Genomic DNA, 24,508 nt, shown 5'->3' on the forward strand with positions numbered 1-24,508 from the left:
CAGTAAAACTGAAAGGCGTGCTGCAAGACTCAATCCGCCTCTCTGCCACCGGGATCTGACCGGGCCCCGAAACCTGAATAATATGCCCGGGACCCTCGTTGCCTGCCTCACCGGCATACCTCCGGTGCGTTGGCTACTATCTCCGGTCGCCTGCGGAATAACGTCGTTAAAATGGCAGGATCCTGGTCAATACTCCGTTGAAAATCAGCGTAATGACTGCCATTGGACATACGCTCTGCATGCCGGTGTTACCCGGTACCGATAATCCTCACTAACAAGGAATCTTCAGGATGGGTCAATTAGTTGTAGTGTCTAACCGGATAGCTTTGCCGGTGAACGGAAAAAGCAGTGCAGGCGGGCTGGCCGTGGGCATTCTGGATGCATTAAAAAAGAACGGTGGATTATGGTTTGGCTGGAATGGTGAAATAGCGGAAATTTCCGGAGAAGAAGAACCGGTATCAAAAACGTCTCATGACGGTATCAACTATGCTTCATTCAGCCTTAATCAGAATGATTATGATCTGTATTATAGCCAGTACTCTAATACGGTGATCTGGCCCGCGTTCCATTACCGGTTAGATCTGGTGGACTACCAGCGCACAGCCTGGGAGGGGTATTGCCGCGTAAATCAGTTACTGGCTGCCAGACTTGCCCCCTTACTCAGTGAAGGCGATATCGTCTGGGCGCACGATTATCATTTGCTGCCGTTTGCCGCAGAATTACGTAAGGCAGGAAAAAATCCGCCTGTCGGTTTTTTCCTGCATATTCCTTTTCCGGCCCCGGAGGTTTTTAATGCGTTGCCGGACCACAAAACGCTCCTTGAAATGCTCTGCAGCTATGATCTGCTAGGGTTTCAGACGAAAAATGATAAACAGGCGTTTCTCAGCAGCCTGGATCAGGCCACCGGGCTTACTAAGACGGAAGAGGGCCGCTATCAGGCATTCGGGCGTACATTCAGTGTCGATCATTACCCGATCGGCATTGAACCTGAAAGTATCCGGCAAATAGCTGCCGGGCCGTTACCGCCGAAAATGGTGGCCATCCGCGAAGAGTTGGGGGATGCAAAGAATATTATTGCCTGCGAGCGACTGGATTACTCCAAGGGCTTGCCGGAGCGATTTCTGGCGTATGAAGCCTTGCTGGAGCACCATCCGCGCCACCGGGGACATATCCGTTATACCCAGATAGCACCGACTTCCAGGGGAGAAGTGCAGGCTTATCAGAAAATCCGCCATCAGCTGGAAACCGAAGCCGGACGGATTAACGGTAAATACGGTACGCTCAGCTGGACGCCGCTCTATTATCTTAATCAGCACTTTGACAGACGCTTGCTGATGAAAATATTCCGCCTGACGGATATTGCGCTGATCACGCCACTGAGGGATGGGATGAACCTGGTCGCTAAAGAGTATGTTGCCGCGCAGGATCCTGAAAACCCCGGGGTGTTGATCTTGTCACGTTTTGCCGGCGCCGCCTGCGAACTGACGTCAGCACTGATAGTGAATCCGTATGATCGCGGGGAAGTTGCTGCAGCCATCGACCAGGCGATCACGATGCCCCTCAGCGAACGCATTGAACGTTATCAGCAGATGATGGCGGTACTGACGCATCAGACAATAGATCGCTGGCGGGATACTTTCCTGCAGGACTTACGTTCAGTGGGCCGTCTGACCGGTGAACCACAGGACAGGGGCTAAGTGTAAGAATGAAGGTCAGTGAGTGTCAGCCGGTCACGGGTCGGCCCCGACAGATGCCGGGGCGACGGGGACAGTTACATCCGGTCAACTGTCCTGATACCCAGGGTATCCAGACCACACTTCAGCGTCTTCGCGGTCAGGCTCGCCAGCTTCAGGCGGCTCTGACGGGTTTTCTCGTCGGCAGCAGCCAGAATAGGGCAATGTTCATAAAACCCGGAAAACAGGCCAGCCAGATCATACAGGTAAGAGCACATCACATGCGGAGTACCTTCACGGGCCACCTGCAGCAGTGTTTCTTCAAACTGTAACAGACGGGTTGCCAGGGCCGCTTCACGGCTTTCAGTCAGAATGATCTCACCCTCTGCGGCATGGACATCAGCGCCGGCCTTACGGAACACGGACAGCACACGTGTGTAGGCATACAGCAGGTAAGGAGCGGTGTTTCCTTCAAAGGCCAGCATATTGTCCCAGTCAAAAATGTAATCAGTGGTACGGTTTTTTGACAGGTCGGCATATTTCACTGCGCCGATACCAATGACTTCTGCCAGGTTCTGCAGTTCATCTTCGGCCATCTCAGGGTTTTTGCTTCTGACCAGCGTCAGGGCGCGATCGTGGGCTTCATCCAGCAGGTCGGCCAGTTTAATGGTACCACCGGCACGGGTTTTGAAAGGACGCCCGTCTTTCCCCAGCATCATTCCGAACATATGATGTTCCAGCGGGATACTTTCCGGCACATAACCGGCTTTACGGACAATGGTCCATGCCTGCATCAGGTGCTGGTGCTGGCGGGAGTCAATGTAGTAAAGCACGCGATCGGCTTTCAGGGTTTCATAACGGTATTTGGCACAGGCGATATCCGTAGTGGTGTACAGGTAGCCACCATCTTTTTTACGGATGATCACTCCCATAGGTTCGCCTTCTTTATTTTTATATTCATCCAGGAAAACGACGACAGCACCTTCACTTTCCACGGCCAGACCTTTCGCTTCCAGGTCGGCAACAATCCCCGGTAGCATCGGGTTGTACAGGCTTTCACCCATCACATTATCGCGGGTCAGGCTGACGTTAAGGCGGTCATAGTTGTGCTGGTTCTGAGCCATGGTGATATCCACCAGCTTTTTCCACATCTGTGCACAGTATTCGTCGCCACCTTGCAGTTTAACGACATAACCCCGGGCACGTTCGGCAAAGGCTTCATCCTGATCGTAAAGCTGCTTGGCTTCGCGATAAAACGCTTCCAGGTCGGCAAGCGCGATTTCGGTGTCCTGTTCCTGCTGTTTCTTTTCCAGGAAGGCAATCAGCATACCGAACTGGGTTCCCCAGTCACCGATATGGTTGGCACGGATCACGTCATGTCCCAGGAACTCCAGTGTGCGAACTGAAGCATCCCCGATAATGGTTGAACGTAAATGGCCGACATGCATCTCTTTGGCGACATTCGGCGCTGAATAGTCGATAACGATACGTTGCGCCGTCACCGGAGAAATATTCAGTTTATCGTGGCTCAGCGCCAGCTCAGCCTGTTCCGCCAGGAACGCGGGTTCCAGGAAGATATTAATAAAGCCCGGACCGGCGATTTCAGTTTTTCCGGCGATACCTTTCAGATCCAGATGGGTGAGAACCTGCTCTGCGAATTGTCGCGGAGCCTGACCCAGTTTTTTAGCAATAGCCATAATGCCGTTGGCCTGATAATCACCGAACTGTGGTTTGGCAGACTGGCGGACCTGCGGTTCACAGTCAGCAGGCGCACCTGCTGCGATCATTGCCTGACTGACTTTTTCTGAAAGAAGAGCCTGAATATTCACCGAATTACCTTCATAAGCTGTTAAACCCCTGACCTGACAACGACAGGCTGTCAGGCGTACGCATGTAAAAAAGCGCAAACGGGTATTAATCGAAATTTAGCACAGCAGTATACGTGAAACCGCGGGTGACGTCAGTAGTCGGATCGGTGCTACCTTCCCGGTAGTGCCGGCCGGCCTATGGCCGTGAAGATGTTATTTTTATCACGTGACTTTACTTACGCCCGGCAAGCCGCAAAAATAGCGCCCCGGACCTTATCCTGATAAATGACTATGACTGATAACGCAACTTTTTCCCGCTTCCTGCCCGACCTGGCGGCAGATTTATCCCGTTTCTCTGGTGACCTGAGCGCGCTTGCGGAGCGTCTGGGATTACCCCTGGCAGAGTTACAGCCTGACCATATTTCTGTGCGTTGCCATCAGAACACGACAGCAGAACGTTGGGCTGAAGGACTGTCACAACTGGGGGAGATGTTCTCACAGGCTGAAATTAATCAGCGGCCGATTTGTCTGTTCCGCCTGCATCAGCCGATAAGCTTACTGGGCTGGCAGATACGGGTGGTGGAATTACCCTGGCCTGGCAGCAAGCGTTATCCTCATGAAGGCTGGGAACATATTGAGGTGGTATTGCCCGGGGATCCTGACACGCTCGGGCAACGGGCTATGGCATTGATTGCCGACCACGGGCTGACAGCACCCGGAATTTCGTTTAAAACCAGTCGTCCGGCAGGGGACCAGGATATATTGCCTAATCCGACACTGGCGGTGACGGACGGTAAAACGACCATTAAATTTCATCCGCATACCCTGGAAGCGGTAGTCGCCAGCGAACAGGCGAAATAATTTAAGCGGTCGCTTCTCTGGCAGCGTGCGCAAGCCGCCCGATAGCCAGATCCAGCGTTTGCGGGGCACAGGCATAGTTCATCCGCACGGAGTGCGGGTCACCAAAGGGGGCGCCCGCGCTGAACCCAAGCCCGTGCTGTTCAAACCAGAGTGCGGGATTATCCACCCCAAGTCCGCTGGCATCAATCCAGGCCAGGCTGGTGGCCTGCGGGGTGATCATGCTCAGGCCGGGGATTTGCCCGACAGCATCAGCCAGTCGATCACGATTATTACGCAAAAAATCCTTCTGAGCCTGGAGCCAGTTATCGCCGTGTTCCCAGGCGGCTTCGGACGCGATAATCCCCGTCACTGACGGAGGCGGTAGCAGCCCTTCAGTGGCTTGTACGAAGCGGTCACGTAAGTGCGGGTCGGCAATGATGGCAACCGAAAGCCCCAGTCCGGCAATATTAAAGGCTTTGGCCGGGGAAAACAGAGTCACGGATCGTTGGGCGGCATCTTCATTCAGTGCAGCAAATGGCTGGTGCCGTTTACCCGCCGTCAGCACCAGATCCGCATGGACTTCATCACTGCAGACCAGCAGGTTGTGACGGCGGGCAAACTGCTGGAGCTGAAGCAGTTCTTCCCGCGGATAGACATAGCCGGCGGGATTATGAGGATTACAGAGAAACAGCCATTTCTCGTCCCCCTGCAGCTTTTCATCCGTGAGTGACAGCGGCATTTGCCAGTGCTGATCACTTTTCCGTACCGGCATCAGCGATTGCCGCCGCTGAAGGCGCTGTGCAAACTGACTGAAAGGCGGGTAGTGCAGGGAGGTCGTAAGTGAGGCCTGATCGGGACGGCTCAGGTAGCGAAGAATAATTTCAATGGCGCATTGTGTCCCGGGCAGAAACACCAGCCATTCCCGTGGCACGTGCCACTGGTGATGGCTGGCAAGCCAGGCCATGCAAGCCTCTGCCAGTTTTTCCGGTGCGACCGGATACCCGAAAATACCGTGAGCCACGCGCTGCTGTAAGGCCTCAATGACACAAGGTGCCGTGCGGTAATCACTGTCAGCAATCCACATGGGGAGAATATCTTTTCCGGCATATTTCGCCCACTTAACGCTATCACTGTGAACCCGGTCGACCCTTTCTCTGAAATTGAATGTCATTATTACCCCTCCCGTTTACAGGACGACGCACGGTCGTTTATCGCCCCAACATCACACTGTAACAACCTGCCCGAACTTTTATAAGGAGAATGTCATGGCTATGCTGGAAATCTGTTGCTACGGTGCGGAGTGTGCCCTTAATGCTGAGAAGGCGGGCGCTGATCGCATCGAGTTATGTGCTGCCCCGTCGGAAGGCGGTCTCACCCCCTCCTTTGGTCTTCTGAAGGAAGTCATCTCGCAGGTGACCGTTCCGGTGCATCCTATCATCCGTCCGCGAGGGGGCGATTTTTGTTACAGCGAGTCAGAGTTCCGGGTGATGAAATCTGATATTGCACGGGTCCGTGAAATGGGGTTCCCGGGGCTCGTGATTGGCATACTCGATGCCGGAGCGCATATCGACCTGCCACGTATGAAAGAAGTTATGCATCTTTGCGAAGGCATATCGGTCACTTTTCACCGGGCTTTTGATCTCTGTCATAACCCTTACCGTGCGCTGGAAGAGTTGGCCGACCTCGGTGCAGACCGCATTCTGACTTCGGGACAACAGGAATGTGCCGAAAACGGACTGGTGCTGTTAACCGAACTAAACCAACTGAGTCAGACCAGGGGCGGGCCGGTAATTATGGCCGGAGCCGGTGTCAGGCTCAGTAACCTGCAGCGATTTGTGGCTGCCGGACTGACTGAAGTCCACAGCTCGGCCGGTAAACCGGTCAGTTCACCGATGCATTATCGCAAAGCGGGGGTGCGTATGAGTGCCCTGGGGTCTGCCGATGAATTTACCCGTTATGTGGTGGATGAAGAAATGGTGGCGGCGATGAAGAGTATGCTGCAGTAGCGCAGCTTTTTGCGGGCTGATTAGTGACGCTGTCACTTTTTCGGTGGTGCAGGATGAATAATGGGTCGGAGACACACAGAGATACCGTGCAGAAAAAACGCACCAGCGGGTCATGGTCGTCCGGAGACGTTTGTCGCAGAGAGTCTTCAGCAGAGCAGACTCACGGTCCGCTTCACTGCAAGGTATTTCGCGGGAAGAGGCTGCCCGGACGCTGAGCTGAACGGAGCCAGCAGACTGGCCCCGTTAGCAGCATCAGGGTTTACGTGCAATCAGTACAGCACGTAACGGTGCAGGATAACCCTCAACGGTCAGTTGCGGATTTTCCGGGTCGAGGAACTCTGCCAGTGAATCGCTGGTCATCCATCCGGTCCGGCGCTGTTCACTGGTTGAGGTCAGTGCATGGTCGGCAATACGGACATCCGCAAAGCCACATTTTTCCAGCCAGTTTTTCAGTGCTGCAGCGGAAGGCAGGAAATAGACATTTCGCATCTGCGCATAACGCTCTCCCGGTACCAGTACCGCGTTTTCATCACCTTCGATCACCAGCGTTTCCAGTACCAGTTCGCCGCCGCTGACCAACTGACTCTTCAGTTGCCACAGATGCTCCAGGGGGGAACGGCGGTGGTAAAGGACGCCCATCGAGAAAACGGTATCAAACGCATTCAGTTCCGGTAACTGTTCGATACCTACCGGTAACAGATGCGCCCGCGGGTCATCGCCCAGCAGTTTACGGACCGCTTCAAACTGGCATAAAAACAGCTGCATCGGGTCGATACCGACCACCATGGAAGCCCCGGCACCCAGCATTCGCCACATGTGATAGCCGCTGCCGCAACCGACATCCAGAATCGTTCGTCCTTCCAGCGGGGAAATATGCGGTAATACCCGATCCCATTTCCAGTCTGAACGCCACTCTGTATCAATATCGGTGCCGTAAAGTGAAAAGGGACCCTTGCGCCAGGGCATCAGCTGGCGCAGTAATGTCTCAATCCCCTGGCGCTGGCGCGGGGTCAAATCATCGCTGTCCGCGGTGACGCCGTTGACCAGGTCAAGGCGTTGCGGTGTCAGCAACGGTAAGTGGTCAATGGTCTTCTTCCAGTGACGGAAATGGCCATGTAAACTCTCACGCTGCCACTGACTCAACTGAGCCGGCAACACTTCCAGCCAGGGGGCGAGAGGCCCCGTCGCAATTTGCTGATAAAAACGTCCGAAATCAATCATTTTAAAGCCACAAGTGAACCAAAATTAAAACACTGAAACCACAGTTCCGCATGACGGAATCCGGCCTGCGCCAGTCGTGATTTATGCGTACTGACGCTGTCTGTCAGCATGACATTTTCCAGCATGCTGCGTTTCTGACTGATTTCCAGCTCGCTGTAACCGTTGGCACGTTTAAAATCATGGTGCATTTCGAATAACAGTTCACCGGTCTTCTCATCATCAAAGCTGAATTTTTCTGATAACACCAGCGCACCGCCGGGATTCAGCCCCTGATAGATTTTCTCCAGCAGTTGCAGACGCTCTGCCGGGTCAAGAAACTGCAGCGTGAAATTCAGCACGACCAGCGATGCATTACTGATATCGACAGAACGAATATCGTCTTCAATCACCTGTACCGGTGTCTCTGCCCTGAAGGCATCGATATGGCGACGGCAACGTTCCACCATTGCCGGTGAATTATCAATGGCGATAATTTCACAACCGGGATGGCGGATATTGCGGCGTACGGAGAGGGTAGCAGCCCCCAGCGAACAGCCAAGGTCATAGACACGGCTATCCGGCCGGACAAAACGTTCGGCCAGCATCCCTATCATGGAAATAATATTTGAGTATCCGGGCACTGAGCGCTGGATCATATCCGGGAAGACTTCGGCAACCCGTTCATCAAAAGTCCAGTCACCTAATCGTTCAATGGGTGCTGAAAAAAGGGTATCACGGTCAGACATCACACTATCCGCAAGGTCCAGAAAACGCCTATTCTCGCAGAAACTGGCGCAGCCTGCACCCATCAGCGTGACTTTTCACGCATCTCAGCCCCCATTCAGGCCGCAATACATGAAAAAGTCGCTTTATCTGTTCCGCTCTCCGCGCTGTTCTCAGAACAGGCTCGCCTGATCCGGCCATTCGGGAAGGGACGGTAATCCGTCACTGTAAGGCTGGATCTGCGGCCATAAACGGTGCAGTAACGGGAACACGTCACCCATCTCCGGTGTATGGATAAACAGCAACGGTGAGTGGGCTGTCTGCCATTCCTCTAACCGGGCGGACCAGTCAGAAAACAGGGCTGAGGAATCATTAACATCATCACTGCCGATAAAGCGGATCATCGGTGCGTCGGCAGTGCGTACGGCATGTACCGGCACTTTGGGCTTTTTGGCTTTGGCATCCAGCGCGGCAGCCGTTCGGGAAGGGGATGCATGTACCGCCCGGCTGTCGAGGATCACGCGATTAATACCGCGATCAGCCAGTCCCCGGTTCAGGGCCCGTTCTGCTTCCCCCCGCGCAAAAAATTCCGGGTGACGGACTTCCACCCCGTAGTTAAACGTGTCGGGCAGGGCAGACAGAAACTGCCACAAATCCGGTAACTGTGCGGGAGAAAAGCGGGCCGGTAATTGTAACCAGTATTGAGCAATGCGCTCGCTAAGCGGGTCCATACGGCGTAAAAATTCGCTGAGCAAATCGTCACAGTGGCGTAATTGTGCGTTGTGACTGACGGAGGCCGGAAACTTAAAGCAAAAACGGAATGCCTCATCCGTCATGGCTTTCCAGCGCAGAACGGTTTCTGACTCTGGTAGCGCATAAAGCGTGGTATTCCCTTCCACACAATTAAAATGCCGGGCATACTCTTCCAGAGTATGCAGGCCTGCCCGTTTCCAGTTCGGGTGTTGCCACTGAGGTAATCCGATGCGCAGACTCACGGGGTGTCCTTCTGAGGTGACTGACCAGGGATAATGTCGCGGAAGAATAGCCCGGATCCTGCCGGGAACGAAACGTGCTGCGACTGAATGGCGAGGAAACAACCGCTTTCACGCGCCTGTACTTATCCTCGGGCAGATTTTCCAGTATAATACGCCCCATTTTGTAGCCGGCCTGCTTTGCCGGCAAACACTCCGGACACATTTTCAGACCGCTGCGGCAAGGTCAAAAAAGGATAGCGTAATGCGTACAGAATATTGCGGACAGCTCAACCTGTCCCATGTAGGACAGAAAGTCACTCTTTGCGGCTGGGTAAACCGTCGCCGTGACCTGGGGAGCCTGATTTTTATCGATATGCGCGATCGTGAGGGTATCGTTCAGGTATTCTTCGACCCTGACTATGCACAAGCCTTTTCACTGGCTTCAGAACTGCGTAACGAGTTCTGCATCTCCCTGGAAGGAGTGGTACGTGCACGTGATGAGCGTAATAAAAATACGGACATGGCAACCGGTGAAGTGGAAGTTCTGGCTACCGGCCTGACGATTATCAACCGTTCTGAACCTCTGCCACTGGACTCAAACCACGTCAATTCCGAAGAAGCACGCCTGAAATATCGCTACCTGGATCTGCGTCGTCCTGAAATGGCTCAGCGTTTCAAAACCCGTGCCCGTATCAGCAGTTTTGTGCGTCGCTTTATGGACGATAATGCGTTTCTCGACATTGAAACCCCGATGCTGACCAAAGCGACACCGGAAGGCGCACGTGATTACCTGGTGCCGAGCCGCGTTCATAAAGGCGAGTTCTACGCGCTACCGCAGTCCCCTCAGCTGTTTAAACAATTGCTGATGATCTCCGGTTTTGATCGTTATTATCAGATAGTGAAGTGCTTCCGTGATGAAGACCTCCGGGCCGATCGTCAGCCTGAGTTCACTCAGATAGACGTGGAAACCTCGTTTATGACGGCACCTCAGGTTCGTGAAATCATGGAACGTATGATCCGTGAACTGTGGCAGGAAATTCTCAACGTCGATCTGGGAAGTTTCCCGCAGATGACCTACGCAGAAGCGATGCGTCGTTACGGTTCTGATAAACCTGACTTACGTAACCCGATGGAACTGGTGGATGTGGCTGACCTGGTGAAAGGCGTTGAGTTTGCTGTCTTTGCAGGGCCGGCCAATGATGCCAAAGGTCGTGTGGCGGCATTACGTGTTCCCGGCGGTGCCCAACTGACCCGTAAACAGATTGATGAATACACAAAATTTGTCGGTAACTACGGGGCGAAAGGCCTGGCCTGGATGAAGGTGAACCAGCGTGATGCACTGCCGGAAGGTATTCAGAGCCCGGTGGCGAAGTTCCTGAGCGCAGAAATCATCGAAGCTATTCTTCAACGTACCGGTGCGACCGACGGCGATTTGATCTTCTTTGGCGCAGACAATGCCGGTGTAGTGGCTGATGCCATGGGTGCGCTGCGTCTGAAAACCGGACGTGACCTGGAGATCACTGAAACTTCCCGTTGGGCACCGCTGTGGGTGGTTGACTTCCCGATGTTCGAAGATGATGGTGAAGGGCACCTGGCAGCGATGCACCATCCGTTCACTGCACCGCGTGATCTGTCACCACAGGCGCTGATGGCCGCACCGGCTGAAGCGATCGCGAATGCTTATGACATGGTCATCAACGGTTATGAAGTCGGGGGCGGCTCGGTCCGTATCCACGACGGCAGCATGCAGCAGGCCGTGTTTACGTTGCTGGGCATTGATGAAGCACAGCAGCAGGAGAAATTTGGCTTCCTGCTGGATGCGCTGAAGTACGGTGCACCACCGCATGCCGGTCTGGCGTTCGGTCTGGATCGACTGGCAATGCTACTGACCGGGACGGATAACATCCGTGATGTTATCGCCTTCCCGAAAACTACCGCCGCAGCCTGCCTGCTGACCGATGCTCCGGGCGAAGCGAATCCGGATGCTCTGGAAGAGCTGGCATTGCAGGTAGTGAAAAAAGAGAAGAAACCTGCGGATCCGGCCGGTCACTGATGACGAATTATAAGCACCCGGTCTCGGTATTGGTCGTCATTTATGCGCAGGATACCGGCAGGGTGCTGATGTTACAGCGCCGGGATGACGCCGCCTTCTGGCAGTCGGTGACCGGCAGCCTGGAGCCGGGGGAGAGTCCTGCGCAGGCGGCCCGTCGGGAAGTGCAGGAAGAGACAGGCCTCGATATTGAGGCCGAAGGGGTAACGCTGGTGGATTGCCGGCATGAGATTACTTTTGAGATCTTCCCTCATTACCGGCACCGGTATGCCCCCGGCGTCACTCATAATCAGGAACACTGGTTTTTGTTATCGTTGCCGGCAGAGTTGCCGGTGACATTGACCGAACATTTATCCTGTCAGTGGTTACCTGCGGAACAGGCGGCCGCGCTGACAAAATCCTGGAGTAATCGTGAGGCTATCGAAAGATCCCTTATGAACCCGCAGTGATGCCGGATCCTGTTATCCGTAGCTGTGCAGAGCGTGCTGTACCCGATTATCTAATAACGAGATAGTGAGAGAATTAATATGGCTGGACATAGTAAATGGGCTAACACCAAACACCGTAAAGCGGCTCAGGATGCTAAACGTGGTAAAATTTTCACGAAGATTATCCGCGAGCTGGTAACCGCAGCCAAACTGGGGGGGGCTGATGCTTCCTCTAACCCGCGTCTGCGTGCGGCGATGGATAAAGCATTATCCAACAACATGACCCGTGACACCATGGATCGTGCTATCGCCAGGGGTGCCGGTGGTGAAGATAACGCCAACATGGAAACCATTATTTATGAAGGTTATGGTCCGGGTGGCAGTGCGATTATGGTGGAATGTCTGAGTGATAACCGTAACCGCACGGTCTCCGAAGTCCGTCACGCCTTTACCAAAACCGGCGGAAACCTGGGCACTGACGGCTCTGTCGCTTATTTGTTCAGCCGGAAAGGGGTTATCTCTTATGCTCCGGGCCAGGACGAAGATACGGTGATGGAAGCGGCGCTCGAAGCCGGTGCGGAAGACGTTGTCAGCTACGATGACGGAGCTATTGATGTATTCACGGCCTGGGAAGAACTCGGGAAAGTCCGTGATGCACTGGACGCTACCGGTCTGACCGCAGACAGTGCTGAAGTCACTATGATCCCATCAACCAAAGCGGATATGGATGCCGAGACTGCGCCTAAACTGCTGCGTTTGATCGATATGCTGGAAGATTGTGATGATGTACAGGAAGTTTACCATAATGGTGAAATTTCTGATGAGGTTGCGGCGACGCTGTAACCGGTCAGACAGTTTGACTGGACGAGAGAGTGTATGGCGATAATTCTGGGTATCGATCCGGGGTCGAGGATCACCGGGTACGGGGTTATCCGCCAGACCGGCAGACAACTCACTTATCTTGGCAGTGGCTGCATCCGAACCAATACGACTGAGTTGCCGGAAAGACTGCGGCTTATCTATGCGGGAGTCAGCGAGATTATTACGCAGTTCTCCCCGGATTACTTCGCCATAGAGCAGGTATTTATGGCGAAGAATGCAGATTCAGCCCTCAAACTGGGGCAGGCCCGGGGTGCCGCTATCGTGGCGGCGGTCAATCTGGCGCTGCCGGTATTTGAATATGCAGCCAGGCAGGTGAAGCAAACCGTCACCGGCACCGGTGCAGCGGAAAAATCTCAGGTTCAGCATATGGTCCGTAACCTGCTGAAACTGCCTGCGAATCCGCAAGCCGATGCCGCCGATGCACTGGCGATAGCCATCACCCATTGCCATATCAGTCAGAACAGCCTGCGGGTCAGCGATAATCCTCTGCTGATGGCGAGGGGAAGGTTACGTTAAGCACGCCGCTTATCAGTGATTAAGGCTGGATATTCATCCAGCCTTTTTTATGTTATAACCCTGTTCAGTGAAGATAATAAAAGGATATACACAGTGATTGGTCGTCTGCGGGGTCTTATTCTGGAAAAACAGCCACCACTGGTGCTGATTGAAGCCAATGGTGTCGGCTATGAAGTCCATATGCCAATGACCTGTTTTTATGAATTGCCGGAATTGCATCAGGAAGCCGCTATCTTTACCCACTTTGTGGTACGTGAAGATGCACAGCTGCTGTTCGGCTTTAACAGCAAGCAGGAGAGGACCCTGTTCCGGGAACTGATCAAGGTGAACGGCGTCGGACCGAAACTGGCTCTGGCTATCCTTTCCGGTATGTCGGCACAACAGTTTGTTCAGGCGGTTGAGCATCAGGAAATTGGTGCCCTGGTCAAGCTTCCGGGGGTCGGTAAGAAAACGGCTGAACGTCTGGTCGTGGAGATGAAAGACCGCTTTAAAGGCCTGCACGGGGACCTGTTCTCCGGTGAAACACCGTTTGAATTATCGGCACCGTCGTCGGCACCTGCGGATAACAACGATGCGGAGTCAGAAGCGGTGGCGGCACTGGTAGCGCTGGGCTACAAACCTCAGGAAGCCAGCCGTATGATCAGTAAAGTGGGTCAGCCGGGCGCTGACTGTGAAACATTAATCCGTGAAGCATTACGTGCTGCGATATAAGGATCGTTATGATTGATGCTGACCGTCTGATCTCTGCGACACCTCAGAGCGAAGAAGAGAGTCTGGATCGTGCTATCCGGCCTAAATTACTCGGAGAATATGTCGGGCAGCCGCAGGTTCGCGAGCAGATGGAAATTTTTATCCAGGCCGCCAAAATGCGTAATGATGCACTGGATCACCTGCTGATTTTCGGACCTCCCGGGCTTGGGAAAACCACGCTTGCCAACATTGTCGCCAATGAGATGGGTGTCAATCTGCGGACGACCTCCGGGCCGGTATTAGAAAAAGCCGGTGACCTGGCAGCGATGCTGACCAACCTGGAACCTCACGATGTGCTGTTTATCGATGAGATCCATCGGCTTTCCCCGGTGGTGGAAGAGGTGCTGTATCCGGCCATGGAAGACTATCAGCTGGATATTATGATCGGTGAAGGTCCGGCAGCACGTTCGATCAAGATTGACCTGCCACCGTTTACCCTGATTGGTGCAACCACGCGGGCAGGTTCACTGACTTCGCCGTTACGTGACCGTTTCGGGATCGTGCAGCGTCTGGAGTTTTATCAGGTCAGTGATCTGCAGCATATTGTCAGTCGCAGCGCGGCCTGCCTCGGATTACCGCTGAGCAGTGAAGGGGCCCTGGAAATTGCCCGCCGCGCGCGGGGAACACCGCGTATTGCTAACCGGTTATTACGCCGGGTGCGGGATTATGCTGAAGTGAAAGCCGGCGGTGAGATGAGCGGTACCGTCACCGGCAGCGCACTGGATATGCTGGATGTTGACAGCGAAGGGTTCGATTTTATGGACCGGAAGTTACTGCTGGCGATTATCGATAAATTTACCGGCGGCCCGGTCGGGCTGGATAACCTGGCCGCAGCGATTGGTGAAGAGCGTGAAACCATCGAAGATGTGATTGAGCCTTATCTGATCCAGCAGGGGTTTATTCAGCGTACGCCGCGGGGAAGAATGGCGACACAACATGCTTATCGCCATTTTAATATTGTGCGGGATGAAACCTGATAACCGGCGAAGAAACGCCGGCAGGCCAGCTTTAGCTGGCCGTTTTTTTCATCATACTCAGCACAAAGAGGGCGGCGGCACAGAGCACCACCGAAGGGCCGGCAGGCGTATCATAACTTGCTGAAAGTGCCATCCCCCCGGTAACCGACAGCATCCCGCAAAGTACGGCATAACCTGCCATTTGTTCCGGGGAACGGGCGAACCGGCGGGCAGTCGCTGCCGGAATGATCAGTAATGAGGTGATAATCAAGGCCCCGACAAACTTCATTGCCACCCCGATAGTCAGTGCGGTGACCAGCATCAGCAGCAAGCGACAACGTTGTAAATTAATGCCGTCCACCTGAGCCAGTTCCGGGCTGAGGGTCATTGACAGCAGCGAGCGCCATTGCCAGAGCAGGATAGCCACCACGACCGCCACACCGCTACCGATAAGCCAGAGATCCTGCGGAGTTACCGACAGTAAATCACCAAACAGATAGGCCATCAGATCGACGCGGATATTCGACATCAGGCTCACGACTACCAGACCCAGCGAAAGTGAACTGTGCGCCATAATACCCAGCAGAGTGTCGATAGCCAGGTGCTGCCGGTATTCCAGCAGTACCAGCAACAGCGCCAGCAGCAGGGTGATCGCGATAATCGCGTAGTACGGATTAATATTCAGTAGTAAACCAAACGCGACGCCCAGCAATGAGGCGTGGGCGAGCGTGTCCCCGAAATAGGACATCCTGCGCCAGACAACGAAAGAGCCGAGCGGGCCGGCGGCCAATGCCAGCAGCATGCCTCCTGCCCAGCCCGGAAGCAGTAATTCCAGCATCAGTTATTCTTCCCTTTTTTCAGCACGATCCTGCCACGAAGGTCATGGCGGTGATTATGGTCATGCCGGTAAATGGCCAGTTCCTGCGCACCACGCGGTCCGAACATCGCAATAAACTCAGGATGCTGTGAAACGACCTCCGGTTTGCCGGAACAGCAAATGTGATGATTCAGGCAAAGGACGTCGTCGGTTCTGGCCATCACCAGGTGGAGATCGTGAGAAACCATCAGTACACCGCAGTTCATCTGTTGCCGTAACTGATTGATCAGGTCATAGAGTGCGACCTGACCATTCACATCCACGCCCTGAGTCGGCTCATCCAGTACCAGTAACTGCGGATTGCCCAGCAGGGCACGGGCCAGCAACACCCGCTGCATTTCTCCCCCCGAAAGTTTCTGTAACGGATAACGGGCCAGATGGCCTGCCTGAACACGTTCCAGCGCGGGCATTATTTCAGATTTGCTGACGCCCGGCGATAGCGCCATAAAACGGGTGACATTCAGCGGTAATGTCGGGTCGATATGCAGTTTTTGTGGCACGTAACCGATACGTAACCCCGGACTCCGGGTTACCCTGCCTTCATCCGGTGTGAGTAAGCCGAGCACAATACGAACCAGTGTCGATTTACCTGCACCATTAGGGCCCAGCAGGGTCAGTATTCGTCCGGGAGCGATGGACAATGAAATGTGGCTGAGCACATTACGAGGTCCGAAAGACACAGAGATATTATCCAGTGCGACTAAGGCAGACATAGAATTTACAGTTTGCAACAGAAACATTATGTTATAATATCACACATTATTACGTTTTTACGAAGGATTGAATTAAAATGTTACATTTTAAGCGGCGATATTTACCGGTACTGCTGGCTGCCGGAATCGGCTCATTTCTACCGGCGATCGCCAACAGTGCAGTAGTCACTTCAATCCGTCCGCTGGGCTTTATTGCGGCGGCCATCGCTGACGGGGTGACCCCGGTTGACGTGGTGTTACCGGACGGGGCATCTGAGCATGAATATGCACTGCGACCTTCTGACGTAAAACGTATAAAAAATGCAGACTTAGTGGTCTGGGTGGGGCCGGAAATGGAGAGTTTCATTACCCCGGTGGCGGCATCCCTGCCGGCAGTCAATAATCTGCAACTGACGGCGTTACCGTCCGTGCAGAGTCGCCTGATCAAAGGGGATGAAGACGAAGAACACGACCACGACCATCATGAGCATGACGACGGGGAGGCTGGCCGGGAGAACTCTGATAGTCATCACCATCACGGTGAATATAATATGCATATCTGGCTGTCTCCGCAGATTGCTGAGGCATCTGCAGTGGCTATTCACGATAAATTATCGGAACTTATGCCGGATCGCAGAGACAAACTGGATGCGAATCTGAAATTATTCAGGGAACAACTCGCGCAGACCGATATACAAATCCGTCAGCGCCTGTTACCGGTTTCGCAGGAAGGCTATTTTGTGTTTCATGATGCGTACAGTTATTTTGAACACACCTTTGGCCTGTCACCGCTGGGGCACTTTACCGTGAATCCGGAAATTCAGCCCGGAGCCCGGCGATTACATGAAATAAGAACACAGTTGGTTGAGCAAAAAGCGGTATGCGTTTTTGCTGAGCCACAATTCAGGCCAGCCGTCATTGATGCGGTAGCCAGAGGAACCTCAGTCCGCAAAGGCACGCTGGATCCCCTGGGTATGGGTATCGGGCTGACACAAGACAGTTACGTCAGGTTCCTGTCACAATTGTCCGGCCAGTATGAGAGCTGCCTGAAAGGAGCATAGAAGGAAATCAGATAAGTGCAACCGATTGCCCGCTCTGTCGCCCTGGCATTTAATAATTTGTCGCGTCCCCATCGTATTATTCTGGGGTCGCTGACCGTGGTGACATTGGCTATCGCCGTCTGGCGGCCGCCGTTTTATCACCAGGATCAGGGTGATGCTGCAGAAACAATTGTCAGTAATATCGAAAACGATGCTGGCCGGTTACGTACCATGTTACCGGAGGCCAGTGAGCCGATAGATCATAATACTCCGGTCCCGGAGGAGGATGTTCCGCCGGAGACCCCGGAGGACAATGATGTCCCGACGACCCGTGAATATACCGTTTCATCGGGTGATACACTCAGCAGTGTACTTAATCAATATGGTATTGACCTGCAGGATGTCAATGCGCTGGTCGCCAGTGATAAGGGCCTGCGAACGCTGAATATTGGTCAAAACCTGAGCTGGTCGCTGAATGCTGACGGTCAGTTACAGTCTCTGGACTGGGAAATTTCCCGCCGGGAAACCCGTAATTATGTACGGGATGGTCGTGGGGGCTTTACCATGACGCCTTCCGTCCAGCAAGGTGTCTGGCAGGATACTGTCGTGCAGGGCGCTGTCCGGGGCAGTTTCGGTGCCAGTGTACAGAGTGCGGGGCTAAGCCCGGCCGAAGCCAGTGCGGTGGTCAAGGCACTGCAATGGCAGCTGGATTTCCGTAAGCTGCGTGCCGGGGATAAGTTCAGTATTCTGTTATCCCGTGAAAACCTGGACGGGAAATCGATGCAGAGCCAGTTACTCGGTGTTCGTCTGCGTTCGGCAGGTAAAGATTACTATGCATTCCGTGCCGATGATGGCAAATATTACGATCGTACCGGCTCGGGGCTTGCCCGCGGTTTTATGCGGTTTCCGACGGTAAAACAATATCGTGTCTCGTCCGGGTTCAATCCACGCAGGGTGAATCCTGTTACCGGGCGTATCGCGCCGCATCGGGGGGTTGATTTTGCCCTGCCGGTAGGGACACCGGTACTGGCTGTCGGTGACGGTGAAGTGATAGTGGCTAAGAACGGCGGAGCTGCCGGCAATTATATTGCCTTACGTCATGGCAGACAGTATATGACCCGCTATATGCATCTTAGCCGTCTGCTGGTGAAACCTGGTCAGAAAGTGAAACGCGGGGATCGTATTGCGTTGTCGGGCAATACCGGACGGTCGACCGGTCCGCATCTGCATTTTGAGGTCTGGATCAATAATCAGGCGGTGAACCCGCTGACCGCGCGTTTGCCGGAAATGGAAGGTCTGAGCGGCCAATCCCGCAAAGCCTATCTGGCACAGGTTAAAGACTGGCAGTCGCGTCTTACCCTGAACTGACGGAGTGAGTTTCTGAAAAGCCGGTGTATTTTTACCCGGCTTTTTTCATTTATGCAGATGAATATTGCAAATAATCCCTTCAGCACTATCATAAGCCCGTCAAAACAGAGGTCAGTGCATGAAGAATGATAAGAAAAACGCGAAAGAATTTATCCCGGTTTTCAGACCGGCATTTCTGAAACCTGTCTATTGGGGAAACTGGCTGGCGATTGCCGCTTTAGCCCTCATGGCATTATTGCCGGTGAAAGTGCGCGACCCTGTGCTCGGCACGCTGGGGAAATGGGTCGGCAGGGTAGCGAAAAGCGCCCGTCGCCGGGCGCGTATTAACCTGCAGTACTGCCTGCCGGAACTTCCTGAGCAGGAGCGTGAGCAGGTCATCGACCGGATGTTTGCGACAGCCCCTCAGGCGATGGTGTTGATGGCCGAACTGGCAATCAAAAACCCGGAAACTATCCGCAAAAGGGTCGTGTGGCACGGTCGTGAAATCATCCGTCAGATGAAAGATGAGCAACAGAATGTCATTTTTCTGGTACCGCATGGCTGGGGCGTGGATATTCCGGCCATGCTGCTGGCCTCTGAAGGCCAGAAAATGGCCGCGATGTTTCATAATCAGAAAAACGAGTTGATGGATTATCTCTGGAACCGTCTGCGCAGGGTGTACGGCGGACGGATGCATGCCCGTAATGACGGAATAAAGCCGTTTATCAGTTCAGTACGTCAGGGATACTGGGGATACTATCTTCCGGACCAGGATCACGGTGCGGAACACAGTGAATTTGTGGATTTTTTTGCGACTTATAAAGCCACTCTTCCCGCGATAGGCAGACTGATGAAAGTTTGCCGTGCCCGGGTCGTCCCGTTATTCCCTGTCTACAACGGAAAAACCCATCAGCTGGATATTTATGTACGCCCGCCGATGGATGATCTGATGGATGCCGATGATAAAACGCTGGCGCGCCGGATGAACGAAGAAGTTGAGATTTTTGTCCGTCCGAATCCGGAACAATATACCTGGATACTGAAACTGCTGAAAACACGGCAGGAAGGGGATATTGAACCTTATGTCCGCAAGGATTTATAACCCTGCCTGAGCCTGCGGGCAGGGGGTCGTGCTCCCGGACACCATTTTCCGTGGAGCACGACAGCAGGGATCACCCGACCCGCAGTACCCGGCTGGTATTTGTCGTTCCGCTCGCCCCCATCACATCCCCCTGGGTCACAATCACTAAATCACCGGACATCAGATAACCCTGGTCACGCAGCAGAGTGATGGCATCGTGCACCGCCGCCAGGCCATCGGTATAGCTCTTAAACTCTACCGGTGTCACTCCACGGTATAACGCTGTCCGGCTCAGTGTTTTAGCGTGCCGGGACATCGCAAAAATCGGCAGCCCGGAGGTGATCCTGGAGGTCATCAGGGCTGTTCTGCCGGATTCGGTCATGGTAATGATGGCCGTTACTCCCCGCAGATGGTTAGCCGCATACATCGCTGACATCGCAATGGCTTCTTCGATATTATCAAACTGTACGTCAAGCCGGTGTTTGGAGACATTCACACTGGGGATCTTTTCTGCGCCCAGACAGACATTCGCCATCGCGCTGACGGTTTCCGCCGGATACTGCCCCGCGGCGGTTTCTGCAGAGAGCATCACGGCATCGGTGCCATCCAGCACTGCATTAGCAACATCCATAACTTCTGCGCGTGTCGGCATCGGGTTTGTGATCATCGATTCCATCATCTGAGTGGCCGTAATGACGGTCCGGTTAAGCTGACGCGCCCGACGGATCAGTGTTTTTTGAATGCCGACCAGTTCAGGATCCCCGATTTCTACTCCCAGGTCGCCGCGGGCTACCATCACGACATCACACGCCAGAATAATGTCGTCCATCGCTTCAGGGCTTGCAACCGCTTCAGCACGCTCAACCTTTGCCACTATCCGCGCATCACATCCCGCGGCTTCCGCAAGCTGGCGGGCGTAGCGTAAATCCTCGCCGGTACGGGGGAACGACACCGCCAGATAGTCGACACCGATCAGGGCCGCCAGATGAATATCGGCTTTGTCTTTTTCCGTCAGCGCCGCAGCGGAAAGCCCGCCTCCCGGTTTATTGATCCCTTTATTATTTGATAACGGGCCACCGACGGTCACGCGGGTAACAACCTGAACATCGTTAACCTGTGTCACTTCGAGTTGTACGCGACCATCATCCAGCAGCAGAGTATCTCCCGGCACCACATCCTGTGGCAGGCCTTTATAATCGATTCCGACCTGCTGATGATTGCCTTCGCCTTTCTCCAGCGTGGCGTCCAGCACAAAATTATCACCCATATTCAGGAAGATTTTGCCCTCTTTAAAGGTCGATATACGAATTTTAGGGCCCTGAAGATCCCCCAGAATGGCCACATGGCGGCCGAGTTTACGGGCGATTGCTCTGACGTTATCCGCTCTGGTCTGATGGTCGCTGGCGCTGCCATGAGAAAAATTAAGACGCACAACATCAGCGCCGGCAGCAATGATCTTCTCCAGATTATTCTCGCGGTCTGTGGCGGGGCCGAGGGTAGTAACAATTTTGGTTCTTCTCAGACGTCTTGACATGAACGACTCCGTTGGCGAATAAATCAGCATAAGTGGACTGCGCCAGACCACCGGATGACATGCTGGCTGATCCGGAAGTGCTGTTTAATGCTTAAATGTTGGTATTTCGTTAAAATCCCGCACAGTATTCTTATATCCATATCAACGCCATTTCGCTGTGACTTCTTTGATGCGCTGCAACATATCGGCAGATAGAGGACGATATGGACGAAACAGGCGGTAACATAGGGGAAATATCGGTGATTTTCTCCTGGTTGAATGTCATCGTCTATTATTTAAAAAGGGAATAACACTGTTTCATTTGCAGTCACCCGGCACGCCGGGTGGTAAACTCTGATATAAGAATAGGTTGTCATCACCGTCTACACTGTACGTTAGCTAATTCTCTGTACAGTCAGTGTGTTAATATAGTCTGGCTGGCCGGGCGTACTCACACCAGGTAACTTTCTGTGTATTTACCTGATGGCCTAAAAAGAAGTACAGTGTCACGCAAATAAATTAAAAGTGAAAAGAGACCGGCACTATCAGCAGACCGTGACGGTAACTCTGCAATGAGGAGAGTAGAATGGCGGTAACCCATCAGGCCCAGGCATGTGATCTGGTCATTTTCGGTGCCAAAGGCGATCTCGCACGCCGCAAACTGTTGCCTTCCCTGTATCAGCTGGAAAAAGCCGGTCAGATCCATGACGATTCCCGCATTATTGGCGTAGGCCGTGCTGACTGGGATAAAGCGGCGTATATCGCCGTGGTGCGTGAAGCACTGGAAACGTTTATGAAAGAAAAAATCGATGAAGAGTTGTGGGATAAACTCAGCAGTCGTCTCGACTTTTGTAATCTGGATGTGAATGATGCCGCACATTTCTCCCGTCTGGGTAAAATGCTCGACCAGAAAAAACGTGTCACCATCAACTACTTCGCGATGCCACCGGGAACTTTCGGTGCCATCTGTCAGGGGCTGGGCCAGGCAAAACTGAATGCTAAACCGGCACGGGTTGTGATGGAAAAACCGCTGGGGACTTCACTGGAGACCTCACGTGAAATCAACGACAGCGTGGGCGAGTATTTCGATGAAAGCCAGGTTTTCCGTATTGACCATTACCTCGGCAAAGAAACGGTACTGAATCTGTTGGCGCTGCGCTTTGCTAACTCCATCTTCGTTAACAACTGGGATAACCGGACTATCGATCATGTACAGATCACGGTCGCTGAAGAGGTAGGGATTGAAGGGCGCTGGGGCTATTTTGATAAAGCCGGCCAGATGCGCGATATGATCCAGAACCATCTGCTGCAGATCCTGACCATGATTGCCATGTCTCCGCCATCTGATCTCAGTGCGGACAGTATTCGTGACGAGAAAGTCAAAGTATTACGTTCGTTACGCCAGATAGATCAAAGCAACGTGCGTGAGAAAACGGTCCGTGGTCAGTACACGGCGGGCTTTGTACAGGGCAAAAAGGTACCAGGGTACCTGGAAGAAGAGGGTGCGAATAAGACCAGCAGCACAGAGACCTTTGTTGCCATCCGTGTTGATATCGATAACTGGCGCTGGGCGGGTGTACCTTTCTACCTGAGAACCGGTAAACGTCTGCCGGCTAAGTGTTCTGAAGTCGTGGTGTATTTCAAAAACCCGGAAATGAATCTGTTTAAAGATTCCTATTCAGAGCTTCCGCAGAACAAACTGACGATCCGTCTGCAGCCGGACGAAGGTGTGGATATTGAGATCCTGAACAAAGTTCCGGGTCTGGATCACAAGCATAAACTGCAGACCACGAAACTGGATCTCAGCTTCTCAGAGACGTTCAACGAATCTCACCTGGCTGATGCTTATGAGCGCCTGCTGCTGGAGAGCATGCGGGGTATTCAGGCGCTGTTTGTACGCCGTGATGAAGTGGAAGCTGCATGGACCTGGGTTGACTCTATCATCAATGCCTGGGCAACCGATGGCGACAGTGCGAAGCCTTACCAGGCAGGGACCTGGGGGCCGGTCGCTTCAGTCGCGATGATCACCCGTGACGGACGCTCGTGGAACGAGTTTGAATAACTCCCGTTGCTAAGTGTGATATCCCTGACGGCCTGCTCTGCAGGCCGTTTTTATCCCCGGAACGGGGGTATTTTCCGCAGTTTTTTGCCGCAGCCCCGGGTGTATTAATCTGAAGCATGGCAGGTCAGTCTCCGGGGATCGACAGGTATCAGGGCACCTTATCATTTACCCCCTGGCCTGCACACTGAACGGGGCCGCTGTTTTACGGCCATACGCTGACGGAATAAACGGAGAAAAATCCGGTTTTTTGCAAACCAGTTCAAAATTTATTAGCAGTCAGGCTAATGACTTCCAATGATAACTTTATATACTGTCTGCAATGCAGAGATTGCGCGTTATGCGGGGCGAAATACGGGGATTTTCAGTGAGCTCCCGGTTCAACTGTTCCCAATATGAGTCCCTCAGCAATCACGGATATTGCAGGGAACCCGAAGTTCGGGTCTGAAAAATTCAGGATTATGGATGATTACGAATGAAAAAATACTCTGTGCTATTGATGCTGATGACCGGCATCCTGATCAGCATGCCAGCAACGGCTGGACGCCATAGCTTTACGCTGGGTTATACCGGCGCTCAGGTAGCGGATTTAAATAATCTGAAGGGCGTAAACCTGAAATATCGCTATGAATGGAACTCTCCCCTCAGCGTCATTGCTTCAGCCAGTTACCTGAAATCTACGACGTATTATGAACACAATAGCCTGAATCAGTCCTATGCAAGAGAAACCCGGATCCGGGAATATTCTTTACTTGCAGGGCCCGCCTGGCGGTTTAATGAATTTTTCAGTATTTATGCCCAGGCCGGTGCCACTTTCAATAAAACGACTGTCAACTGGGCGAATGTATTTATTGCCCCGGTGAACAGGGGGATGAACTATATGTTCCATAAAACCAGCCGTTCAACAGTCCCGATGATAAGCCTGGGCACACAAATTAATCCTCTCAGCCCTATTGTCCTCGACCTGTCTTATGATGTGGCCCGTCCGAAGATCTCCGGAGAGACGAAAACGTTTAGCAGCGTTAATCTCGGGGCCGGGATCGCCTTCTGACAAGCGCTGTGACTTTCTTCCCCTGAAAAACCGTCTGAGTGA

Annotated in this window: 22 protein-coding genes; 14 read left to right on the forward strand and 8 right to left on the reverse strand. The window is 53.3% G+C overall.

Annotated elements, in window-relative coordinates; all coding sequences use genetic code 11:
- Positions 1–290 precede the first annotated feature (290 nt).
- Positions 291–1,697 carry an alpha,alpha-trehalose-phosphate synthase gene (gene otsA, locus CG67_RS10885; protein WP_025902975.1) on the forward strand — a complete coding sequence of 469 codons (1,407 nt, stop codon included), beginning with the start codon at positions 291–293 and terminating at the stop codon, positions 1,695–1,697.
- Positions 1,698–1,771: 74 nt separating this feature from the next.
- On the opposite strand, the gene argS is transcribed toward otsA, so the two are convergent.
- Positions 1,772–3,502 (reverse strand): arginine--tRNA ligase, encoded by a 1,731-nt coding sequence (gene argS / locus CG67_RS10890; RefSeq protein ID WP_025902976.1) that lies wholly within the window; start codon positions 3,500–3,502, stop codon positions 1,772–1,774.
- Positions 3,503–3,772: 270 nt separating this feature from the next.
- Between argS and CG67_RS10895 the strand changes: the two genes are divergently transcribed.
- Positions 3,773–4,342 (forward strand): VOC family protein, encoded by a 570-nt coding sequence (locus tag CG67_RS10895; RefSeq protein WP_038024784.1) that lies wholly within the window; start codon positions 3,773–3,775, stop codon positions 4,340–4,342.
- Position 4,343: 1 nt separating this feature from the next.
- Here the strand turns inward: CG67_RS10895 and CG67_RS10900 are convergent, their stop codons facing one another.
- The gene (locus CG67_RS10900) at positions 4,344–5,492 is read right to left on the reverse strand and encodes a MalY/PatB family protein (RefSeq protein ID WP_025902978.1); all 1,149 of its coding nucleotides are present in this window, start codon (positions 5,490–5,492) and stop codon (positions 4,344–4,346) included.
- 94 nt (positions 5,493–5,586) lie between these two features.
- On the opposite strand from CG67_RS10900, the gene cutC reads away from it, so the two are divergent.
- Entirely contained in the window at positions 5,587–6,327 is a 741-nt protein-coding gene (gene cutC / locus CG67_RS10905; protein ID WP_038011364.1) for a copper homeostasis protein CutC, read from the forward strand.
- A gap of 252 nt (positions 6,328–6,579) precedes the next feature.
- Here the strand turns inward: cutC and cmoB are convergent, their stop codons facing one another.
- The 3 genes from cmoB to CG67_RS10920 all read right to left on the reverse strand — a co-directional run bounded on the left by cmoB (position 6,580) and on the right by CG67_RS10920 (position 9,245).
- Positions 6,580–7,548 carry a tRNA 5-methoxyuridine(34)/uridine 5-oxyacetic acid(34) synthase CmoB gene (cmoB, locus tag CG67_RS10910; RefSeq protein WP_025902979.1) on the reverse strand — a complete coding sequence of 323 codons (969 nt, stop codon included), beginning with the start codon at positions 7,546–7,548 and terminating at the stop codon, positions 6,580–6,582.
- Complete coding sequence (cmoA, locus tag CG67_RS10915) at positions 7,545–8,273, reverse strand: carboxy-S-adenosyl-L-methionine synthase CmoA (protein WP_025902980.1); 729 nt, start codon at positions 8,271–8,273, stop codon at positions 7,545–7,547. The genes cmoB and cmoA overlap by 4 nt, the downstream gene beginning before the upstream one ends.
- 150 nt (positions 8,274–8,423) lie before the next feature.
- A complete protein-coding gene (locus CG67_RS10920; protein WP_025902981.1) occupies positions 8,424–9,245 on the reverse strand; it encodes a DUF72 domain-containing protein in 822 nt (273 codons plus the stop codon).
- Positions 9,246–9,486: 241 nt separating this feature from the next.
- On the opposite strand from CG67_RS10920, the gene aspS reads away from it, so the two are divergent.
- The 6 genes from aspS to ruvB all read left to right on the forward strand — a co-directional run bounded on the left by aspS (position 9,487) and on the right by ruvB (position 14,827).
- Positions 9,487–11,277: an aspartate--tRNA ligase gene (gene aspS / locus CG67_RS10925; RefSeq protein WP_025902982.1), complete on the forward strand. Its 1,791-nt coding sequence runs from the start codon at positions 9,487–9,489 to the stop codon at positions 11,275–11,277.
- Positions 11,277–11,723 carry a dihydroneopterin triphosphate diphosphatase gene (nudB, locus tag CG67_RS10930; protein WP_025902983.1) on the forward strand — a complete coding sequence of 149 codons (447 nt, stop codon included), beginning with the start codon at positions 11,277–11,279 and terminating at the stop codon, positions 11,721–11,723. Before aspS ends, nudB begins: the two co-directional genes overlap by 1 nt.
- A 78-nt stretch (positions 11,724–11,801) precedes the next feature.
- On the forward strand, positions 11,802–12,545 hold the full coding sequence (locus CG67_RS10935) for a YebC/PmpR family DNA-binding transcriptional regulator (protein ID WP_025902984.1): 744 nt from the start codon (positions 11,802–11,804) through the stop codon (positions 12,543–12,545).
- Positions 12,546–12,578: 33 nt separating this feature from the next.
- Positions 12,579–13,100 carry a crossover junction endodeoxyribonuclease RuvC gene (gene ruvC / locus CG67_RS10940; RefSeq protein ID WP_025902985.1) on the forward strand — a complete coding sequence of 174 codons (522 nt, stop codon included), beginning with the start codon at positions 12,579–12,581 and terminating at the stop codon, positions 13,098–13,100.
- 93 nt (positions 13,101–13,193) lie between these two features.
- On the forward strand, positions 13,194–13,811 hold the full coding sequence (gene ruvA / locus CG67_RS10945) for a Holliday junction branch migration protein RuvA (protein WP_025902986.1): 618 nt from the start codon (positions 13,194–13,196) through the stop codon (positions 13,809–13,811).
- Between the two features lie 8 nt (positions 13,812–13,819).
- The gene (ruvB, locus tag CG67_RS10950; protein WP_025902987.1) at positions 13,820–14,827 is read left to right on the forward strand and encodes a Holliday junction branch migration DNA helicase RuvB; all 1,008 of its coding nucleotides are present in this window, start codon (positions 13,820–13,822) and stop codon (positions 14,825–14,827) included.
- A 31-nt stretch (positions 14,828–14,858) separates the two neighbouring features.
- Here the strand turns inward: ruvB and znuB are convergent, their stop codons facing one another.
- Both znuB and znuC read right to left on the reverse strand, forming a co-directional pair.
- On the reverse strand, positions 14,859–15,644 hold the full coding sequence (gene znuB, locus CG67_RS10955) for a zinc ABC transporter permease subunit ZnuB (protein ID WP_025902988.1): 786 nt from the start codon (positions 15,642–15,644) through the stop codon (positions 14,859–14,861).
- Complete coding sequence (znuC, locus tag CG67_RS10960; RefSeq protein WP_025902989.1) at positions 15,644–16,396, reverse strand: zinc ABC transporter ATP-binding protein ZnuC; 753 nt, start codon at positions 16,394–16,396, stop codon at positions 15,644–15,646. The genes znuB and znuC overlap by 1 nt, the downstream gene beginning before the upstream one ends.
- Positions 16,397–16,473: 77 nt before the next feature.
- On the opposite strand from znuC, the gene znuA reads away from it, so the two are divergent.
- The 3 genes from znuA to lpxM all read left to right on the forward strand — a co-directional run bounded on the left by znuA (position 16,474) and on the right by lpxM (position 19,864).
- Positions 16,474–17,436 (forward strand): zinc ABC transporter substrate-binding protein ZnuA, encoded by a 963-nt coding sequence (znuA, locus tag CG67_RS10965; protein WP_025902990.1) that lies wholly within the window; start codon positions 16,474–16,476, stop codon positions 17,434–17,436.
- Positions 17,437–17,451: 15 nt separating this feature from the next.
- Entirely contained in the window at positions 17,452–18,783 is a 1,332-nt protein-coding gene (gene mepM, locus CG67_RS10970; protein WP_025902991.1) for a murein DD-endopeptidase MepM, read from the forward strand.
- Positions 18,784–18,901: 118 nt separating this feature from the next.
- Entirely contained in the window at positions 18,902–19,864 is a 963-nt protein-coding gene (gene lpxM / locus CG67_RS10975) for a lauroyl-Kdo(2)-lipid IV(A) myristoyltransferase (protein ID WP_025902992.1), read from the forward strand.
- 70 nt (positions 19,865–19,934) lie between these two features.
- Here lpxM and pyk read toward each other — a convergent pair whose 3' ends face one another.
- Complete coding sequence (gene pyk / locus CG67_RS10980; RefSeq protein ID WP_025902993.1) at positions 19,935–21,377, reverse strand: pyruvate kinase; 1,443 nt, start codon at positions 21,375–21,377, stop codon at positions 19,935–19,937.
- 565 nt (positions 21,378–21,942) lie between these two features.
- Between pyk and zwf the strand changes: the two genes are divergently transcribed.
- Positions 21,943–23,418 (forward strand): glucose-6-phosphate dehydrogenase, encoded by a 1,476-nt coding sequence (zwf, locus tag CG67_RS10985; RefSeq protein ID WP_025902994.1) that lies wholly within the window; start codon positions 21,943–21,945, stop codon positions 23,416–23,418.
- A gap of 472 nt (positions 23,419–23,890) precedes the next feature.
- A complete protein-coding gene (locus CG67_RS10990) occupies positions 23,891–24,466 on the forward strand; it encodes an Ail/Lom family outer membrane beta-barrel protein (RefSeq protein WP_025902995.1) in 576 nt (191 codons plus the stop codon).
- Positions 24,467–24,508 lie beyond the last annotated feature (42 nt).

The organism is Tatumella sp. UCD-D_suzukii (assembly GCF_000611875.2).
Lineage (GTDB): Bacteria > Pseudomonadota > Gammaproteobacteria > Enterobacterales > Enterobacteriaceae > Tatumella > Tatumella ptyseos.

Bases quoted from the DNA above. Each gene is read 5' to 3' on its own strand.
- otsA (WP_025902975.1), top strand. From the start codon at position 291: ATGGGTCAATTAGTTGTAGTGTCTAACCGGATAGCTTTGCCGGTGAAC.
- CG67_RS10895 (WP_038024784.1), top strand. From the start codon at position 3,773: ATGACTGATAACGCAACTTTTTCCCGCTTCCTGCCCGACCTGGCGGCA.
- CG67_RS10900 (WP_025902978.1), bottom strand. From the start codon at position 5,492: ATGACATTCAATTTCAGAGAAAGGGTCGACCGGGTTCACAGTGATAGC.
- cutC (WP_038011364.1), top strand. From the start codon at position 5,587: ATGGCTATGCTGGAAATCTGTTGCTACGGTGCGGAGTGTGCCCTTAAT.
- cmoB (WP_025902979.1), bottom strand. From the start codon at position 7,548: ATGATTGATTTCGGACGTTTTTATCAGCAAATTGCGACGGGGCCTCTC.
- cmoA (WP_025902980.1), bottom strand. From the start codon at position 8,273: ATGTCTGACCGTGATACCCTTTTTTCAGCACCCATTGAACGATTAGGT.
- aspS (WP_025902982.1), top strand. From the start codon at position 9,487: ATGCGTACAGAATATTGCGGACAGCTCAACCTGTCCCATGTAGGACAG.
- nudB (WP_025902983.1), top strand. From the start codon at position 11,277: ATGACGAATTATAAGCACCCGGTCTCGGTATTGGTCGTCATTTATGCG.
- CG67_RS10935 (WP_025902984.1), top strand. From the start codon at position 11,802: ATGGCTGGACATAGTAAATGGGCTAACACCAAACACCGTAAAGCGGCT.
- ruvC (WP_025902985.1), top strand. From the start codon at position 12,579: ATGGCGATAATTCTGGGTATCGATCCGGGGTCGAGGATCACCGGGTAC.
- ruvB (WP_025902987.1), top strand. From the start codon at position 13,820: ATGATTGATGCTGACCGTCTGATCTCTGCGACACCTCAGAGCGAAGAA.
- znuB (WP_025902988.1), bottom strand. From the start codon at position 15,644: ATGCTGGAATTACTGCTTCCGGGCTGGGCAGGAGGCATGCTGCTGGCA.
- znuC (WP_025902989.1), bottom strand. From the start codon at position 16,396: ATGTCTGCCTTAGTCGCACTGGATAATATCTCTGTGTCTTTCGGACCT.
- znuA (WP_025902990.1), top strand. From the start codon at position 16,474: ATGTTACATTTTAAGCGGCGATATTTACCGGTACTGCTGGCTGCCGGA.
- lpxM (WP_025902992.1), top strand. From the start codon at position 18,902: ATGAAGAATGATAAGAAAAACGCGAAAGAATTTATCCCGGTTTTCAGA.
- pyk (WP_025902993.1), bottom strand. From the start codon at position 21,377: ATGTCAAGACGTCTGAGAAGAACCAAAATTGTTACTACCCTCGGCCCC.
- zwf (WP_025902994.1), top strand. From the start codon at position 21,943: ATGGCGGTAACCCATCAGGCCCAGGCATGTGATCTGGTCATTTTCGGT.
- CG67_RS10990 (WP_025902995.1), top strand. From the start codon at position 23,891: ATGAAAAAATACTCTGTGCTATTGATGCTGATGACCGGCATCCTGATC.